The following is a 15,378-nucleotide window of genomic DNA, read 5'->3' on the forward strand; positions in this document are numbered from 1 at the left end:
GAGTGGGAGCATTCGGCAGTAACAGCGCTAAGGTCTGCACGGATCGTCAAGTCCGTGCGGCGTGGCACCGTCCCCTCGACCGGCCCGCGATCGACGAGCGGCAGGAGGGCGGCACCCGTGGAGCGCGTGTGACGCCGGGGACGCAGCATCGCTGCCATGACGCGTCCGGCGTCGAGCCACGGGATCGGTTCGAGTACTGGCGCTCTCGGGTCCGCCCGGTGACGATGGACCCGATCGGCGACCCGCCGCATGACTTCCGAGCGCGCCTGGAGAGCCTGTATGTCGGCGACGTCACCGTCATCGAGATGTCGCACGGACCGGCGCGCAGCGCGTGGACACGCGAGCTCGACCCCGATCCGGACCGCCTCCGGCTGGTCGTCTATGCCCGCTCGCCACGAGGTGTCGGCGCGTGGCACGGGCAACAGGTTCCGCTGACCCGCGGAGGCACCGCTCTGCTCGGCGCGACGGATCGCAGCTGGGTGACTCCGGCCGGGCTGCGTGGCGTCGAGATCGACGTACCCCTGACGGCGGTGACGATCTCCGCCAGAGATCTGACTCGCGTGAACGACCCGGGCCTCATGCGCCGTGACCCCGTCCTCACCACCCTCGTCCGTCCCGCGTTGATCGGCATGGCCGGCAGACTGCGCGGCCTCGCCGCGTGCCCCGATGAGGACTTCGCCGGCACCTGGATCTCGATGGTGACCATGCTCGTGCGGTCCCTCACCGATCGTGACCTGCACAGCAGCGACCTCGACCTCGCCCGGAGGGTCCAGGCGCTGCAGTACATCGACCGGCACCTCGACGACCCGACCCTCGACCCCGCCGCCGTTGCCGCCGCCCTCCACGTGTCCCGCCGGACGCTGTACCTGTCGTTCCCGGAGGGGGTCGGCGTCGCCCGGGTGATCCGCACCCGACGGCTCCAGCGGGCGTATGCCCTTCTGCTGGAACCGGGTCGGAGGCGGCCGATCGCGCAGATCGGTGAGCGGGTCGGGCTGCCCGACCCCACCCACTTCAGCCGCGCCTTCAAGGCGGCCTACGGCATCAGCCCCCGATCGCTGCGCAACGGCGTGCCGCCGACGGTGTCGGTCTCCGCCGATCGGACGACTCCGCGACGAGACCGGTCGCGGCGGCGGTGATCACGGTCGGGGCCGCACCCGTCATCAGGCGTGCGTGTCGAGCTGCGCTGCCTGGATGCCCTGCTCCTTCAGCCGGAACTTCTCGACCTTCTCGGTGGGCGTCTTGGGGAGGCGTGGGACGAGCGCGAAGTATCGCGGTGACATGAAGCGCGCGCCGTGGCTCAAGCAGTGCCGGTGGAGCTCGCTGAGGGAGAGGTCGACGCCGGCGCGAGGCACGACGAAGACCATGACGTCCTCCTCGGTGAGCTCGCTGGGGACGCCGATCGCCGCTGCCTCCAGGACATGGGGGTGGGACTCGACGAGCTCCTCGACCTCGCGGGCGGAGATGTTCTCGCCACGTCGTCGGATCGAGTCGCTGAGGCGGCCGTGGAAGGTGAGGAAGCCGTCGCTGTCGAGGCTGCCGAGGTCGCCGGTGTGCACCCAGCCGTCGACGATGGTGTCCGCGGTGGCCTCGGGCATACCGAAGTAGCCGTTCATCGTCAGGCCTGGCTCACGGCCACGGACGAGGATCTCGCCGACGGCCCCGTGGTCGGCGGATCCGGGACCGAACGGGGCGATCGTGACCTCGAACTCGTCGATGACCCGTCCGGCAGCCCCGGGCTTGGCGGGGGTGTCCACCGGGTCGTAGACGCACACACCGGCGTCGGTGGATCCGTAGACCTGGAACAGGCGCACACCGAAGCGCTTCTCGAAGCCGGCCTGCCAGGGCGGCATCGGAACGCCCCATGCCAGCCGCACCGAGTGGTCGGAGTCGTCCGGGCGCGGATCCTGCTTCCAGAGGATGGTGAGCGTGGCGCCCATGAAGTTGAAGACGGTGGCGCCGACGTCGCGGACCTCCCGCCAGAACCGAGAGGCGCTGAAGCGCTCGCCGAGCGCCGCCGTCGCGCGCACGGACAGCGCCGCGGCGACGGTGAGCGTCGCCGCGTCGATGTGGAACAACGGAAACGGGCAGTAGAGCACGTCCCTGTCGGTCAGGCCGAGGTACTTCGCGTGGAGCTGCCCTTGGCGCAGCAGGTAGCGGTGGGACAGGGCGCACGCCTTGGAGCGCCCGGTCGTGCCGGAGGTGAACAGCAGCGTGGCGACCTCGAGATCGTCGCTGTCACCGGCTGCGAGCCGGTCGTCATCGGTGATCGGACCGGGCGGACTCTGCAGGCTTCCCACGGCGACCGCCCGATCGTGCGCCACGCGCCGGGCCTTCGCGAGGTGTTCGACGTCCGCGACGACGAGGGTGGCCTCGGCCACCCGCACGGCAGACCGCAGGGACTCGTCGGGCAGCGCGGTGTTGAGTGGTGCGTGGATCGCGCGGAGAGCGTTGAGGGCGAACCAGACGGCCACCTGGGTCGCCGAGTTGGCCATCATGAGCGCGACGGTGTCGCCAGCCTGCACACCGAGTCGACGTAGGGCGCGCTGGTACCCGGACACGAGGTCCGCCATGGCGGCGTAGGTGACGTCGCCCTCGTGGGTGCGCAGGAAGACCAGATCCGGTGCCTCTGCGGCGGCGCGGCCGAGATCCTCGGCGAGTGATGAGCTCATGCGGGTGAGGGCCTCGGACTACCCCAGGGCGAACAGCCGCTGGGCATTCCCGAAGAACAGCGCGTCGAGGGCTGCCTCGGGCAGACCGGAGCCGCGCCACTCCGCCAGCGCCCGGGCAGGCTGCATCATGGGCCAGTCGCTGCCGTAGAGCACCTGGTCGCGCAGGACGTTCGGCATCATCGCGAACATCGCGTCCCAGCCGGACCCCGCCCTGGCGACGTACTTCGGTGCCAACGCGCCGAACTCGAGGTAGACCGTGGGGTGGCGTCGCGCCACGGCGGCATACTCGGTCGCCCACGGCCAGCCTGCGTGAGAGGCGATGAGCCGTAGGTCGAGGAAGTCACAGGCCACCTGGTCGAGGAGCTCCGCCCGCTCATGGCGCAACGGGTGCAACCGGCTGTAGGTGATGCCCGTGTGCACGGCCACGACGAGTCCGAGGCTCTCGGCCCGCGAGTAGAGCGGGTAGAGCCGACGGTCGTCGATGTCGAGGCCGAAGAAGGCCGGCTGGAAGGAGACGCCGAGCAGCCCCAGGTCGGCGGCCCGCTCCACCTGGTGCGCCATCTCGCTCGGACGGTTCGAGGCGACGTCGACACAGCCGATGCCGACGAACCGGTCGGGATACTCGTCCAGGACCGTGCGCAGGCTGTCGTTCAGGGCGTCGGCGTCCTCGCCGCCCTCGGACTCGGCGTGCATCACGGCTCGCGAGATCCCCTCGGCGTCCAGGGCCGCCAGCAGTCCCTCGAGGGTGCCACCGTTCATCTTCTCGGTGAGGTTGAGGACCCTGTCGTACTGCTCGGTCTGCCGGGGCGGAGCGGTGTATGCCGCAGAGGGGCGACGATCCTGCGGAAGGCGGACGCGTGCGTCGATGATGGTCACAGGGCCTCCAGCTGCCGTGGTGAGATGGACGGGGTGGCTCGCCGGGCAGCAGCAGAGGCGGACCCTGGGAGATCACCGTGCGGCAGGCGAGCTCGATGAACCGCCGTCTCCTGACCGATAGGTAGGCAGGCTACCCCGACGGTGCCGACCGACCCCAGGCGCCGCCCCTGCGGCGGGCAGGGAGCGGCATACAAGGAACCGGCCGTCCCTGCCGATTGGACGGATCCCGTCGATCGACAGGGACCAAAGACCCTGATCGACACGGTGGCCGGGGGTGTTGACTCCCGGTAGCGCAACGGGCATCGACGAAGGGACTCGGTATGCGAGACGTCTCCGCCGCGCGCGAGGTCGGTCGGGGCGAGGCCCGCTCGGAGGAGCTGAGGGCGCTGTCGGTGCGTGAGCTCCTCCAGCGGCTCGCGGCATCGGAGGCGTGCCTGCACCCGGCCTGGGGTGGGGAGCCCGCAGTGCGGACCGACGAGGCCATCCGGGTCCGCAACGCCGCCCTGCGCAGCCAGGCACGGATCGTCCGGGAGCTTCGGCGTCGCAAGAACGTCGGTCTCGTCCTCGGCGATCGGGATCGCGGAGCATGGTGGGCGCAACGGAGGCCCTGAGGCATGGCATTCCGATGCGGGCGCAGGCGAACTCGCTGAGGTGAGACGACGCCGGTCGACCGGCGAGAATCTCAGCGATCCCGGCCATTGGTCCCTGGCGCGGCAAGGCCACCGGTTCGACCGTGGGTTCCATGAGGATCTTCGGGATGGTGTGGAAGCTGATCGGGGGCCAGCGGGTCGGCACGATGCGTCGGGCGCGTGCGCCGGAGGTCGCCGGCGAGCTGGGCCGGATCTCGCGTCGGGACCTGGAGCGCCGGTGGATGCGGACATCGGATCTCATCGCCGGCGGACACCTGCCCGCCGAGCGGCTGTCCCGGCTCGCCGGCGAACGGGCGGCCCTCCTCGACGAGCTCGAGCGTCGCGACCCCGACACCGTCGCCGGCCTCCTCGCGGTGTGGGCCCACACCTCCCCGCCGCCGACGCGCTCCGGTCGGCACGTCCGCGCCCGGTCCCGCCGACTGGAGCGTTGACACACGCGACGTCCGCCCCATGGCCGAGGAGGCACGGGGCGGACGAGGTGGTCCGGCGACGCGGGGGCCGGCTACTTCAGGATCGGGAAACGGCGGACGAGCGACAGGTGGTTCCACCAGCGGCCGAGACCCAGCGTCTGGCCGGCCCCGGCGAGAGCCAGGAGGACGAGGACGAGAGCGTAGACGAGGTGGTCGTCCATGAACGGGTTGGTGTCCGGGGGAAGAGCGGCGCTCCACATGAGGACGAGCATGAGCGCTCCGGACGCCGCCGCGATCCGCATCCCGATGCCGAGGACGAGGGCCAGCCCGATGCCCGCGAGGCCGACCATGAACAGCCAGTCCGCCCATGTGGCACCGGCGAAGCCCTGGTAGAAGTCGGCCAACGGACCCTTGGTGCCGAACTTGAGGAAGCCGAGCGTCGGCGAGCCGCCGTGGATCCAGGCCGCGGGACCGAACCGGTCGACCGCATCCGTCTGGGCGTCGCGACCGGTCGAGAACCCGAGGGCCAGCAGCTTGTCGAGGAAGGCCCAGAGGAACACCCAGCCGAGCGCGAGCCGGGTGGCGGCACAGACGTACCGGAAGGCTCGGCCGGGCGCGGGAGTGACGGTCACCGGCCCGGTGGCCTGGGGCGCCCCGGTCGAGTGCCGTGCGCGAGTGGTGGTGCTCATCATCGTCCTCCTTGGTCGTGGCCAGTCGGGTGCTGGCAGTTCCACTGTCGCTCCGGCAGGCGCCCGTCGGCAGGGACCAAGGGCCCGCCGCCGAGGATCGGCCCGGTCAGCGCGCCCTCACGAGGTACTCGCGGACGCGGATCGCGAGGTACGTGACGCCGGACAGGGGGATCGGCACCCAGAACTCGAAGAGGCGCCAGGAGATGACGCCGATGACGGCGATCGTGTGGTCGGCGCCCAGGGCGACGACCGCGGGGATGAGCAGCGCCTCGATGACGCCGAGTCCGCTCGGTGTGATCGGCACACTGGCGGCCAGGGTGGCCACCGAGTACACCACGAGCAGGCCGAGCGGCTGGGCGAGGAACCCGTATGCGGCGAGGAACGTCCACAGCGAGGCCGCGTCGAACAGCCAGTTGGCCAGGGCCCAGCCACTCGATGCCCGCAGCAGCGGCCCGTTGGCCAGGAGCGAGCCCAGCCGCGTGGCGCCGTAGTGCAGGGCGGCCGTGAGCCGCGGGCGCAGGCGCGCGGGCAGCCGGTCGATGATCCAGACGGCCACCCGGGGGGCGACGGCGTCGGCGCGGGTGAGGCCCACGAGGGCCAACGCGATGCCACCGAGGACCACGGCGCATACGACGGCCGTCGTGACATAGGCCGGTGAGAGACCGAAGAAGGGGATCGAGGCGATGAGGCCCACCCAGAGGATCGCCACGAGGGCGACGGAGGAGACGACACTCTCGAACGTCAGCGCCAGGACGACGTCCTCGGACCCCATCGTCGTGCCGCGGCGCAGCAGCCGGTACCGCACGGCGCTGCCGACCGCCGCTCCGCCGGGGACGGCGTGGCTCACCCCGAGGCCGGTCAGGTCCGCCGCGACGATCGCCGGATAGGGGGTGCCGGGAGCCGCGAGAAGGACGCGGGTCAGCGCCGAGTACGAGGCGACGCTGGCCGCCTCGAGCACGACGGCCAGGGCGATGAGCGCCAGGTTGGCCCGGGAGAGGAGGCTGATCGACTCCTCGGCTCCCGCCAGTCGCGGAAGGACGACCTAGTCGAGCATGAGGAGCGTGACGAGCAGGGCCACCCCACGCCACACCCACCGCGCTCCGACCCGCATCTGGTCCTCGGGATGCTCCGGCGGCAGCGAGGGACCCGTCCTCGAACACCCCGGAGGGAGCACTCCCATGGACCCACGATCGCTGTCTCGAGGCAGGAGCGGCAGGGCCGAAAGGCCCTCGACGAGGGCTCGGGGCTACCATCGGGGCATGCCGTCCTCGGACGACTCCATGCCGCGTATGCCGTGGCCGACCGCGAGTGCCCTGGACCTCGACGACCTCCTCGCCGAACTCCGGTCGCGAGCCTCCTCCGCGTTGCAGTCGCAGCAGCGCCTGCGGGGTCTGCTGAGTGCGGTCGTCGCGGTCAGCACCGACCTCGAGCTGACCGAGGTGCTCGGCAGGATCGTGGACTCCGCCCTGGCGCTCGTCGACGCGCGGTATGCCGCACTGGGCGTTCTCAGCGAGGACGGCACCTACCTCACCGAGTTCATCACGCGGGGCGTGAGCGAGGAGGAGCGGCGGCTCATCGGGGCGCCTCCCCGAGGCCTCGGAGTCCTCGGGCTGCTCATCCGCGACCCGCACCCGCGGCGCATCGACGACATCATGACCCACCCGGACTCACACGGGTTCCCACCCCACCATCCACCCATGCACTCCTTCCTCGGGACGCCGATCAGGATCCGCGAGGAGGTCTACGGCAACCTCTACCTCGCGGATAAGAGGAGCGCTCCCACGTTCACCGCCGAGGACGAGGCGACCCTCGTCGCGCTCGCGGCCGCCGCCGGTGTCGCCATCGACAACGCTCGTCTCTTCGAGGCCGGGCGACGGCGGCAGCGTTGGGCCGATGCGCTGGCCGACCTCACGCATCTGCTCCTCGAGCGGGAGGACGAGCAGGGCGCGCTGGCGCTGCTCACCGCGCGCTGTTGCGACATCGGCCGGGCCGTGTATGCCGCCGTCGCGACGACGGAGGAGATCGACAACGGGGTGGGCCTCATGCTGCGCTCGGTCCACGTGAGCGACGAGAGCGCACCGACGACGCCGCTCCCGTCGGAGACCATCCTCGACGGGCCGCTCTGGAGCGGCCTGCGTGCGGTGCGTCGCCCCGTCGTGTACGGCGAGTCCGGTGCCCTCGACGTCTACGGCGGTGCGCAGCCACCCGACGAGCCGGACGACATCGACGCGAGCCCGAGCGGCGACTGCGCCGGTCAGATCCTGACCGACGACAACGTGCTCGCCGAGGTCGCGAGAGTCGTGGGCCTGGCCGCCGACAGCATCGCGGAGCGTGCCGAGGCGATGTCACCGATCGCCGTGCTGCCGCTCGGGGCGGGGCAGGACGAGCTGGGCCTCCTCGTCCTCGGGCTGCCACCCGGAGCGGGATCCCTCTCGGGGTCGGCCGAGCGGCTCGAGGAGATCACCGGCTTCGCCCGGCAGTCGGGGCTGGCGCTGCTCGCCGGCCGCGCACAACGGGATCGCGCCGCGATGGTCCTCATGGAGGACCGTGAACGGATCGCCCGCGACATGCACGACCACGTCATCCAGCGCCTGTTCGCGACGGGGCTCTCCCTCCAGTCCGCCGGGCGCGTCGCGACGAACCAGCTCGTCCGGGCCCGGATGGAGGAGGCCGTCGACGATCTCGACGTCGCGATCCGGGAGATCCGGCTGGCGATCTTCGAGCTGCACCAGAAGCCGCGCTCGTCGGCCCGCCGCGAGCTCGACACCCTCGTCGCGTCCTTCTCCGGTGGGATCGGCGAGCCGGTCTCGCTCTCGGTGACCGGGAACCTGGACCGCCTCACCGCCGTCCAGTTCGCCGACGTGATGGCCGTCGTCGGTGAGGGGCTGTCCAACGTGGTCCGGCACGCGGAGGCGACCCATGCGTGGGTGCGGGTCGTCGTCGCCGACGTGGTGAGCATCGTCGTCGAGGACGACGGGGTGGGCGTGGACCCCGGCGCCGCGCGGAGCGGCCTGCTCAACCTCGCCGAGCGCGCCGAGGCAGCCGGCGGCACCTTCACCCTCACGCGTCGCGATCCGTCGGGCTCGGTGCTCAGCTGGAGTGCCCCACGCGCGGGCTGAACGGCGGGACCTAGGGCCCGTTCGGGGATCGCCGGGTGCGCCATGATGGGCGGCATGACGGTTTCCGTGTACCTGCTCGACGACCACGAGATCGTCCGTCGCGGGCTCCGGGAGCTCATCGAGACGACCGAGGATCTCGTCGTCGTCGGCGAGTCCGGACTGGCCAAGGAGGCGGTCCGTCGCGTTCCCGCGCTCCGGCCGGACGTCGCGATCTTCGACGCCCGGCTCACCGACGGCTCCGGCATCGACGCCTGTCGCGAGATCAGGTCGATCGACCCGTCGATCAAGGGGCTCATCCTCACCTCGTTCGACGACGAGCAGGCGCTCGCGAGCGCCATCCTGGCCGGCGCCTCCGGCTTCCTCCTGAAGGACATCCGGGGGAACGGGATCATCGACGCGGTCCGGCGGGTCGCCGCGGGGGAGAACCTGCTGGACACCCGGGACGCCCGTCGTCTGCTTCAGCGGTGGACGGCCGACGCGGGCGCCGACCCCCTCATGCGGGCGCTCAGTCCTCAGGAGCGGCGCGTCCTCGAGCTCATCGCCGACGGCCTCACCAACCGTCAGATCGGTCGCCGCCTGTCGCTCGCCGAGAAGACCGTGAAGAACTACGTGACGTCGGTCCTGGCCAAGCTCGGCTTGGAGAGTCGCACCCAGGCCGCGGTGTACGTGACGACCCATGGTGCGCAGACCCGACGACGCCCACCGATCTGAGCCCTCCGGCCGCGGGCCGCGCATCGAGCCCGTCCGAGCCGCCTTCCTTCCTGGCTCCACCGCGCACCGAGCCTCGCCCCTCATCCGGGGGCGAGGCTCGGTGGTCCCTGACGATCACTCGGTGGCGAGGCGTCCGTTGTCGAGACGGTCGGAGGCGTGCACGACGGCGAGGGGGCAGGGCAACGCCGCGTGGATCAGCCCCTGGCTCACCGAGCCGAGGAACAGTCCGGCGAAGCCGCCGTGCCCGCGGCTGCCGACGACGAGCAGGTCGGCCTGCTTCGCCGCCTCGAGCAGTGCCTCGACCGGGTTCCCCTGCACGAGCACCCGCTCGACGGAGACCTCGGGGAACTTGGACTTCCAGGTGCCGATCGCCTCGTCGACGAGGTCCTGTTGCTTCCGTTCGAGCCGGTCCGCGAAGGACGGGCTGATGACCGCCAGGTCGAGACCGTCCGGGGCGTCGAGCCACCACGAGTGCACGGCAACGAGCGGGCGACCGGTCTCCTCCGCGTGGCCGAAGGCGAACTCGAGGGCTGTCTGTGCCTCGGACGAGCCGTCGACGCCGACGACGACGGGTGCGTCGGCGGCCGGCGAGCCGCCGCGTGGGACGACGACGACCGGGCAGCGGGCGTGACCGGCGACCTGCGGCGCCGTGGCGCCGAGGGCGAGCTCGCTGAGCGGGTTGTGCCGCTCTCCGCCGATGACGACGAGCCGGGCCGACGCCGAGCCCTCGACGAGCGCACCCGCCGCGCCCGACAGGGAGCTCGTCGTCCGGACCCGAGTCTCCGGGCTCCGGGTCGCGGCATGGGCGACGGCGCCGCGCAGGACCGACGTCGCAGCGTCGTCCGGCCAGTCGGTCATCATCGGCATGAGGGGCGTGGAGACCATCGCGGCGCCGGATGCGAGCAGCGCCACCACGTCGGCATCCCGTCTCTTCGCCTCGTCGATCGCCCAGTCCAGCGCGGCATACGCCGCGACGGATCCGTCGAACCCGACGAGGATCGTGTCGGCCGGCTTACTCATGAGAACCTCCGTATTGCGTTCTGTCGTATGGATGATGGGCTGCCGATGAACAGCTGCTGAGGGCCGTCGGTCCTGCTGCGGACGACGAGCGGATCGAGTGGGCCATGACTCGAGCCTCGCCGCGAGGCGGCGCCACGGACCAGGGAACTAGGTCCCGGCATACCTGCCAGGACCTTGGGCCCTGGCGTCGTCGACGGATCCGAGGAGAGGCTGGGTCGCATGTCGACGGTGGAGGCGGATGAGGGGACTCGATCGGCAGGGGCCGTCGGGGTCGTCTCGGATGTCTCGGAGGACGCGACCCGGATCGGGAGACTGCTCCGGTCACGCGAGCTCGAGCTCTCCGCGGTCGTGGACGTCGGTGACGCGTCGGACACCGGCCTGCTCGACGCCCTCGCGCGGATGTCCCGGGATCGCCGCGTCCGCGTCGTCCTCGTCATCGTCGGCGAACCGGTCTCTCGCGATCTCGCGGTGCGCCTCGCGGAGGTTCACAGAGCGGTCAAGCCCGTCGTCCTGCTGGGCGGCGATGACCGGCAGGCCGTCGGCGTCCCGCCACCCGCCGGACCCATCCGCGTCACCTCGCTGGAGGAGATGGCGGACGCGGCGATGCTGCTCGTCCTCCAGGGCCTCCCGCCCGGACGCAAGGTCGCCGTGCTGACGACGGAGCCTCCGACTCTCGGGACGGAGACGGACGAGGAGCTCGCACAGCTCAGCATGCTCGGCCCGGATCTCACCCAGCACACCGAGATGCGGATCCACTTCCTCAGTCCCGGGAGCACGACGCGTGGAGCCGTCCTCGCCCTGCCACCGCGCACCACCGAGGGTCGGGTTCGTGACGTCGTGGAGACGCTCGCCGACGACCCTGGTGTGGACGCCGTCGTCCTCGACCGCTGTGCTTCCCGGGCGCTCGGTTCGGCCCCGGTGATGTCGGGGAACCCGAGGCAGCACCATCGCCGGCCACCTGTCATCGTCGCGGTCGACAGTCTGGCGGTAGGCCACCACCGCGGCTCGGTGCCGTTGTTCGGCACCGTCCACGAGGCACTGGACTCCTTGGCGCGGACCTGTCCCCGCGACGACGTCCGCCCCACCGGGTCGACTGCCGCGCTCCGCCCGTCCTGACCTACCCGTTCCTACGGCGACCGTTCGACGAAGATGGACGAGCGCCGATGGACGCGATGGCGATAGCCCCTCGCGCGTGGATGGGCGTGGGCGGCCCCGGCCCGCCGGGCGGATCTCCCGAAGAGCCGCTCCTTGGCGAGCTCGACGCATACGAGGTAGGCGAGGACCATGGCGACGAGCGCGAGGAAGAACGGCGCCGGAAGAGCCCGGAAGCCCAGGAGACCGGAGACGGGGGAGTAGGGCAGCCACACTCCCACGGTGACGACCCCCAGGGACGCGAGGACCAGTCCGAGCGAGGGACGGCTGCGGAAGAACGGGATCCGGCGCGTGCGGATCGCGAAGATGATGAGGGTCTGCGTCGCGATGGACTCGATGAACCAGCCGGACTGGAACTCGCTCTGCGAGGCCCGGAAGCCGAGGAGCATGAGGGCGAAGGTGGCGATGTCGAACAGCGAGCTGATCGGGCCGAACACCAGCATGAACCGGCGGATGGAGCCGATGTCCCAGTGTGTCGGTGCCATGAGCTGCTCGCGGTCGACCCGGTCGCCGGGGATCGCGAGCTGGCCCGTGTCGTAGAGGAGGTTGTTGAGCAGGATCTGTCCCGGGAGCATCGGCAGGAAGGGCAGCACGAGAGAAGCCAGGGACGCGCTGACCATGTTCCCGAAGTTGCTCGACGTGCCCATCAGGACGTACTTGATCGTGTTCGCGAAGATGCGCCGCCCCTCCGTCACGCCGTCGGCGAGCATCCCGAGATCCTTGTCGAGGAGCAGCAGGTCGGCCGCGTCCTTGGCGACGTCCGCGGCCGACTCGACGGAGATGCCGATGTCGGCCTGGTGCAGGGCCAGAGCGTCGTTGACGCCGTCGCCGAGGAAGCCCACCGACCGTCCCGCGTGGCGCAGCAGCCGGATGATCCGGGCCTTCTGCTCGGGGGAGACCCGCGCGAAGACGGTCGCCGTCGCGACGGCCGCCCGGAGTGCGTCGTCGTCGAGATCCTCGACGTCGGTGCCGGTCAGGGTTCCTCCGGACGGCAGTCCGAGGTCGTCGAGGACCTTCTGGGCCACGAGCGCGTTGTCACCCGTCGCGATCTTCACGGTCACCCCGAGGTGCGCGAGGCTCTCCAACGAGGCGCGGGCGTCGGCCTTGGGTCGATCGAGGAACTCGAGGAAGCCCAGGAGTGAGAGGCCCGTCTCGTCGGCGGGCGAGACCCGTTGCAGACCGGGAGCACTCCGCACGGCGACGGCGATGACGCGGGCGCCCGTCGCATACTCGCCCTGGAGGATGCCGTATGCCACGGGCGGGACCGTGGAGCACGCACGCAGCACGTCCTCCGGCGATCCCTTCGTGACGACGAGCCGCTCGTGGGTGGGTGTCTCGACGAGGGCGGTCGTCATCCGGCGCTCGTGGTCGAACGGCACGATGTCGATGCGCCGGTACCGCGCCACCTCGGCGCTGGCCGGCCGGGTCGACGACCACAGCGCCGCGTCAAGGGGGTTGAGGCCCACCGCGTGATCGGTGGGCCTCGTGTCGTCGGCCTCGGTCGCGAGGAGGCCGAGGAGGAACACGGAGTCGGGCGAGGTGCTTGCGTCCACCGGCAGCGCCTTGGTGAAGCTGATCCGGCCCTCCGTCAGGGTCCCGGTCTTGTCCGTGACGAGGATGTCCATGTCCCCGAGGTCCTCGATGCATACGAGCCGCTTCACGAGGACGTGGTGTCGCGCGAGGGCTCGCGATCCGGCAGCCAGACTTGCGCTGACCACTGCCGGAAGCAGCTGAGGAGTGATTCCCACGGCGATGGCGAGCGAGAAGAGCAGCGAGTCGAGAAGTGGTCGGTGCAGCAGCAGGTTCGCGACGAAGACGACCGTCGTGAGGACGACCGCCACCTCGAGGAGGAGCACCGAGAACCGGCCGAGTCCGCGCTGGAACTCCGTCTGCGGCTGTTGGGTGGCCAGCCCTCCGGCGATGCGGCCGAACTCGGTCCGGGGGCCGGTGGCGACGACGACCCCAGTGGCCGAGCCGGACTGGACGACGGTACCCATGAGCACGCACGACGTCAGATCGCCGATCCCCTGGGCCGATCCGACCGATTCCGGCGACTTGGTCACCGGGACCGACTCGCCGGTGACGATCCCCTCGTCGCACGAGAGATCATGGGCCCCCAGGAGCCGCAGGTCGGCGGGAACGACGGCCCCCATCCTCAGCCGCACGACGTCTCCCGGAACCAGCTCGGTCACGTCGACGTCGGTCGGCACACCGGCACGCAGGACGACGACCTCGTGCCTGATCTGGTCGTGGAGGGCATCGGCCGCACGCTCCGCGCGGTACTCGTTCACGAAGCCCAGGCCGATGCTGGCGACGAGGATGATCCCGATGATGGCGGCGTTCGCGGCCTCTCCGAGGAACACGGAGACTCCCGCCGTGACGAAGAGGAGCACGAGGATCGGGCTCTTGAGCTGGCGCCCGAGGACCCGGCCGGGGTGCGCCCGGTGCGCGTGCAGGACGTTGCGCCCCACGGCGGCACGCCGGTCGTCGGCCTCCGAGGACGAGAGACCCTCGGGACGCGACTCGAGCAGGGCCAGCACCGAGCGACTCTCGAGGGCCGCCGCGCTCCGCAGCTCGAGCGCGGTGCCCGGGGGAGACTCCGCGAGTGTCCGGTCATCCATGGTGAGATCCATTGCATCTACTCATTCGATGGCTTCCGTGCAGGTCAGAGGCTTGTAGGCACCCCGCGTGACACACAGGTGACACGTTAGGCGCCGGAAGCCTTCCGGGATGCCTTGCGGGCCTTGCCGCGCGACCACAGACTGTCGAGCACGCCCCGCACGACGTCCTCGCTGTCAGGCATCAAGTGACCGTACGTTGTGAGGACCAGAGATGCGTTGGAGTGCCCCAGATAGTCGGCCACGACGTTGACTGGTACCCCCTTCGACAGCAACACACTGGCGAAGTGGTGGCGTAGGTCGTGAGGCGTTGTCCCCTCCGGGACGTTCTCCGCCTTCTCCACCGCTACCTTGAACGAGGCCGAGTACTTGTCCTGACGGGGAGGTTTCCCCGCGCCTGTCGTGATGATCGTGCCGTCCTCGCCCGGCGGGTATGCCGCGACGTGGGCCGACAGCAGCGGCACGACGTCCTTGGCGAGGGGGATGAACCGATCCGACGACGGCGTCTTGAGCGGCCCGAACCCGTGCCCGCCCCGCCCCAACTGCTGCTGCACGTGGACGATTCGGCGCAGGAAGTCGACGTCTGAGACGCGGAGCCCGAGGAGTTCGCTGATCCGCAACCCGAGGGCGGCCTGGAGTGTCACACCGACGCGGTAGCGCTCAGGCATGGCGGCCGTGAGGGTCTGCACCTGCTCGACAGTGAGAGGCACGACCTTGGCCCTCTCGATCTTTGGCAGCGTGATCTTCGACGTGCACGGCGAACGCCCGATGACGCGGTCCTCCACGGCCCCGGCGAAGATCGCCTTCACGAACGTGTAGAGGCTGGACATGGACTGCGGCCCGATGACCTTCGATCGGTCCGCCACAAACGCTTGAATGTCGGTGGGCTTCACGGCGCGCATCCGCCTTGCGCCGAGTCCCGAGTCGGTCAGGTGCCGCAGACACGTGGCGCGCTGATTCTGAGAGGACTCGCGGTACACGCGGGAGTCGGTCCACCGCTTCGCGTAAGTGCTGACCGTCGTCTTGTCCCCGGGCGCCGTGTGCGTGCCCTCGTCGACGGCCGTCCGCTGGGCCCGTAGCCACGCCTGCGCGGCCCGCGACCCCGTGAAGGTCTTGGAGTGCTGCTTGCCGTCCTCGTCGCGGTACCGGGCCCGGATGCGCCCCGAGGGCAGCCGGTCGAGCCCAGGGGGCAGGCCGCCGCTCACTCGCTGATCCCATCCAAGGTCGCCTCGACCTCGTCGAGGGTCATGCCCTCACCGTTCGCGAAGGCGCTGATGGCGGCCTGCCCTCCACGGCGTCCGACGCGGTTGCCGCGGCTGTCGTCGACGAGCACGTACAGGCCGTAGTCGAGGGCGAGCGGGTCGCGGCGTCGCGTCTTCACGAGGATGTACCCGCGGCGGGCCGCCATCCGGCGCAGTCGGTTCTCGCGGACCTTGTCACTCTGTGTCTCTGTCATGCCAGACA

General features: G+C 70.8%; 15 protein-coding genes. 6 read left to right on the forward strand and 9 right to left on the reverse strand.

Features of this window, described 5'->3' with window-relative positions:
- The first annotated feature begins 224 nt into the window (after positions 1–224).
- Positions 225–1,136: a helix-turn-helix domain-containing protein gene (locus BN12_RS01280; RefSeq protein WP_235432522.1), complete on the forward strand. Its 912-nt coding sequence runs from the start codon at positions 225–227 to the stop codon at positions 1,134–1,136.
- 24 nt (positions 1,137–1,160) lie between these two features.
- Here the strand turns inward: BN12_RS01280 and BN12_RS01285 are convergent, their stop codons facing one another.
- Positions 1,161–2,669: an AMP-binding protein gene (locus tag BN12_RS01285; RefSeq protein WP_083454317.1), complete on the reverse strand. Its 1,509-nt coding sequence runs from the start codon at positions 2,667–2,669 to the stop codon at positions 1,161–1,163.
- 18 nt (positions 2,670–2,687) lie between these two features.
- Positions 2,688–3,545, reverse strand: coding sequence for an amidohydrolase family protein (locus BN12_RS01290; protein ID WP_048549695.1), 858 nt, complete (start codon positions 3,543–3,545; stop codon positions 2,688–2,690).
- Between the two features lie 320 nt (positions 3,546–3,865).
- On the opposite strand from BN12_RS01290, the gene BN12_RS01295 reads away from it, so the two are divergent.
- Positions 3,866–4,156, forward strand: coding sequence for a hypothetical protein (locus BN12_RS01295; RefSeq protein WP_048549696.1), 291 nt, complete (start codon positions 3,866–3,868; stop codon positions 4,154–4,156).
- Positions 4,157–4,287: 131 nt separating this feature from the next.
- Positions 4,288–4,626, forward strand: coding sequence for a hypothetical protein (locus BN12_RS01300; RefSeq protein ID WP_157635284.1), 339 nt, complete (start codon positions 4,288–4,290; stop codon positions 4,624–4,626).
- A 71-nt stretch (positions 4,627–4,697) separates the two neighbouring features.
- On the opposite strand, the gene BN12_RS01305 is transcribed toward BN12_RS01300, so the two are convergent.
- From BN12_RS01305 to BN12_RS24215, 3 genes are all read right to left on the reverse strand, one after another.
- Positions 4,698–5,294: a hypothetical protein gene (locus BN12_RS01305; RefSeq protein ID WP_083454903.1), complete on the reverse strand. Its 597-nt coding sequence runs from the start codon at positions 5,292–5,294 to the stop codon at positions 4,698–4,700.
- A 106-nt stretch (positions 5,295–5,400) separates the two neighbouring features.
- Positions 5,401–6,321: a lysylphosphatidylglycerol synthase transmembrane domain-containing protein gene (locus BN12_RS01310; protein WP_083454318.1), complete on the reverse strand. Its 921-nt coding sequence runs from the start codon at positions 6,319–6,321 to the stop codon at positions 5,401–5,403.
- Positions 6,322–6,336: 15 nt separating this feature from the next.
- Positions 6,337–6,474, reverse strand: coding sequence for a hypothetical protein (locus tag BN12_RS24215; protein ID WP_157635285.1), 138 nt, complete (start codon positions 6,472–6,474; stop codon positions 6,337–6,339).
- Between the two features lie 79 nt (positions 6,475–6,553).
- Here BN12_RS24215 and BN12_RS01315 point away from each other — a divergent pair, with 79 nt between their 5' ends.
- On the forward strand, positions 6,554–8,413 hold the full coding sequence (locus BN12_RS01315) for a GAF domain-containing sensor histidine kinase (protein ID WP_048549699.1): 1,860 nt from the start codon (positions 6,554–6,556) through the stop codon (positions 8,411–8,413).
- A 54-nt stretch (positions 8,414–8,467) separates the two neighbouring features.
- Complete coding sequence (locus BN12_RS01320; protein WP_048549700.1) at positions 8,468–9,124, forward strand: response regulator; 657 nt, start codon at positions 8,468–8,470, stop codon at positions 9,122–9,124.
- A 114-nt stretch (positions 9,125–9,238) separates the two neighbouring features.
- Here BN12_RS01320 and BN12_RS01325 read toward each other — a convergent pair whose 3' ends face one another.
- The gene (locus BN12_RS01325; RefSeq protein WP_048549701.1) at positions 9,239–10,144 is read right to left on the reverse strand and encodes a universal stress protein; all 906 of its coding nucleotides are present in this window, start codon (positions 10,142–10,144) and stop codon (positions 9,239–9,241) included.
- Positions 10,145–10,363: 219 nt separating this feature from the next.
- On the opposite strand from BN12_RS01325, the gene BN12_RS01330 reads away from it, so the two are divergent.
- Positions 10,364–11,260: a hypothetical protein gene (locus BN12_RS01330; protein WP_048549702.1), complete on the forward strand. Its 897-nt coding sequence runs from the start codon at positions 10,364–10,366 to the stop codon at positions 11,258–11,260.
- An 11-nt stretch (positions 11,261–11,271) separates the two neighbouring features.
- Here BN12_RS01330 and mgtA read toward each other — a convergent pair whose 3' ends face one another.
- The 3 genes from mgtA to BN12_RS01345 all read right to left on the reverse strand — a co-directional run bounded on the left by mgtA (position 11,272) and on the right by BN12_RS01345 (position 15,370).
- The gene (gene mgtA / locus BN12_RS01335) at positions 11,272–13,917 is read right to left on the reverse strand and encodes a magnesium-translocating P-type ATPase (protein WP_048555870.1); all 2,646 of its coding nucleotides are present in this window, start codon (positions 13,915–13,917) and stop codon (positions 11,272–11,274) included.
- 86 nt (positions 13,918–14,003) lie between these two features.
- Positions 14,004–15,119, reverse strand: coding sequence for a tyrosine-type recombinase/integrase (locus tag BN12_RS01340; RefSeq protein ID WP_048549703.1), 1,116 nt, complete (start codon positions 15,117–15,119; stop codon positions 14,004–14,006).
- A complete protein-coding gene (locus BN12_RS01345; protein WP_157635286.1) occupies positions 15,116–15,370 on the reverse strand; it encodes a hypothetical protein in 255 nt (84 codons plus the stop codon). Before BN12_RS01345 ends, BN12_RS01340 begins: the two co-directional genes overlap by 4 nt.
- Positions 15,371–15,378 lie beyond the last annotated feature (8 nt).

Source organism: Nostocoides japonicum T1-X7 (genome assembly GCF_001046855.1).
In the GTDB taxonomy this organism is placed as follows: domain Bacteria; phylum Actinomycetota; class Actinomycetes; order Actinomycetales; family Dermatophilaceae; genus Nostocoides; species Nostocoides japonicum.

Bases quoted from the DNA above. Each gene is read 5' to 3' on its own strand.
- BN12_RS01280 (WP_235432522.1), top strand. From the start codon at position 225: ATGGACCCGATCGGCGACCCGCCGCATGACTTCCGAGCGCGCCTGGAG.
- BN12_RS01285 (WP_083454317.1), bottom strand. From the start codon at position 2,669: ATGAGCTCATCACTCGCCGAGGATCTCGGCCGCGCCGCCGCAGAGGCA.
- BN12_RS01295 (WP_048549696.1), top strand. From the start codon at position 3,866: ATGCGAGACGTCTCCGCCGCGCGCGAGGTCGGTCGGGGCGAGGCCCGC.
- BN12_RS01300 (WP_157635284.1), top strand. From the start codon at position 4,288: ATGAGGATCTTCGGGATGGTGTGGAAGCTGATCGGGGGCCAGCGGGTC.
- BN12_RS01305 (WP_083454903.1), bottom strand. From the start codon at position 5,294: ATGAGCACCACCACTCGCGCACGGCACTCGACCGGGGCGCCCCAGGCC.
- BN12_RS24215 (WP_157635285.1), bottom strand. From the start codon at position 6,474: ATGGGAGTGCTCCCTCCGGGGTGTTCGAGGACGGGTCCCTCGCTGCCG.
- BN12_RS01315 (WP_048549699.1), top strand. From the start codon at position 6,554: ATGCCGTCCTCGGACGACTCCATGCCGCGTATGCCGTGGCCGACCGCG.
- BN12_RS01320 (WP_048549700.1), top strand. From the start codon at position 8,468: ATGACGGTTTCCGTGTACCTGCTCGACGACCACGAGATCGTCCGTCGC.
- BN12_RS01325 (WP_048549701.1), bottom strand. From the start codon at position 10,144: ATGAGTAAGCCGGCCGACACGATCCTCGTCGGGTTCGACGGATCCGTC.
- BN12_RS01330 (WP_048549702.1), top strand. From the start codon at position 10,364: ATGTCGACGGTGGAGGCGGATGAGGGGACTCGATCGGCAGGGGCCGTC.
- mgtA (WP_048555870.1), bottom strand. From the start codon at position 13,917: ATGGATGACCGGACACTCGCGGAGTCTCCCCCGGGCACCGCGCTCGAG.
- BN12_RS01345 (WP_157635286.1), bottom strand. From the start codon at position 15,370: ATGACAGAGACACAGAGTGACAAGGTCCGCGAGAACCGACTGCGCCGG.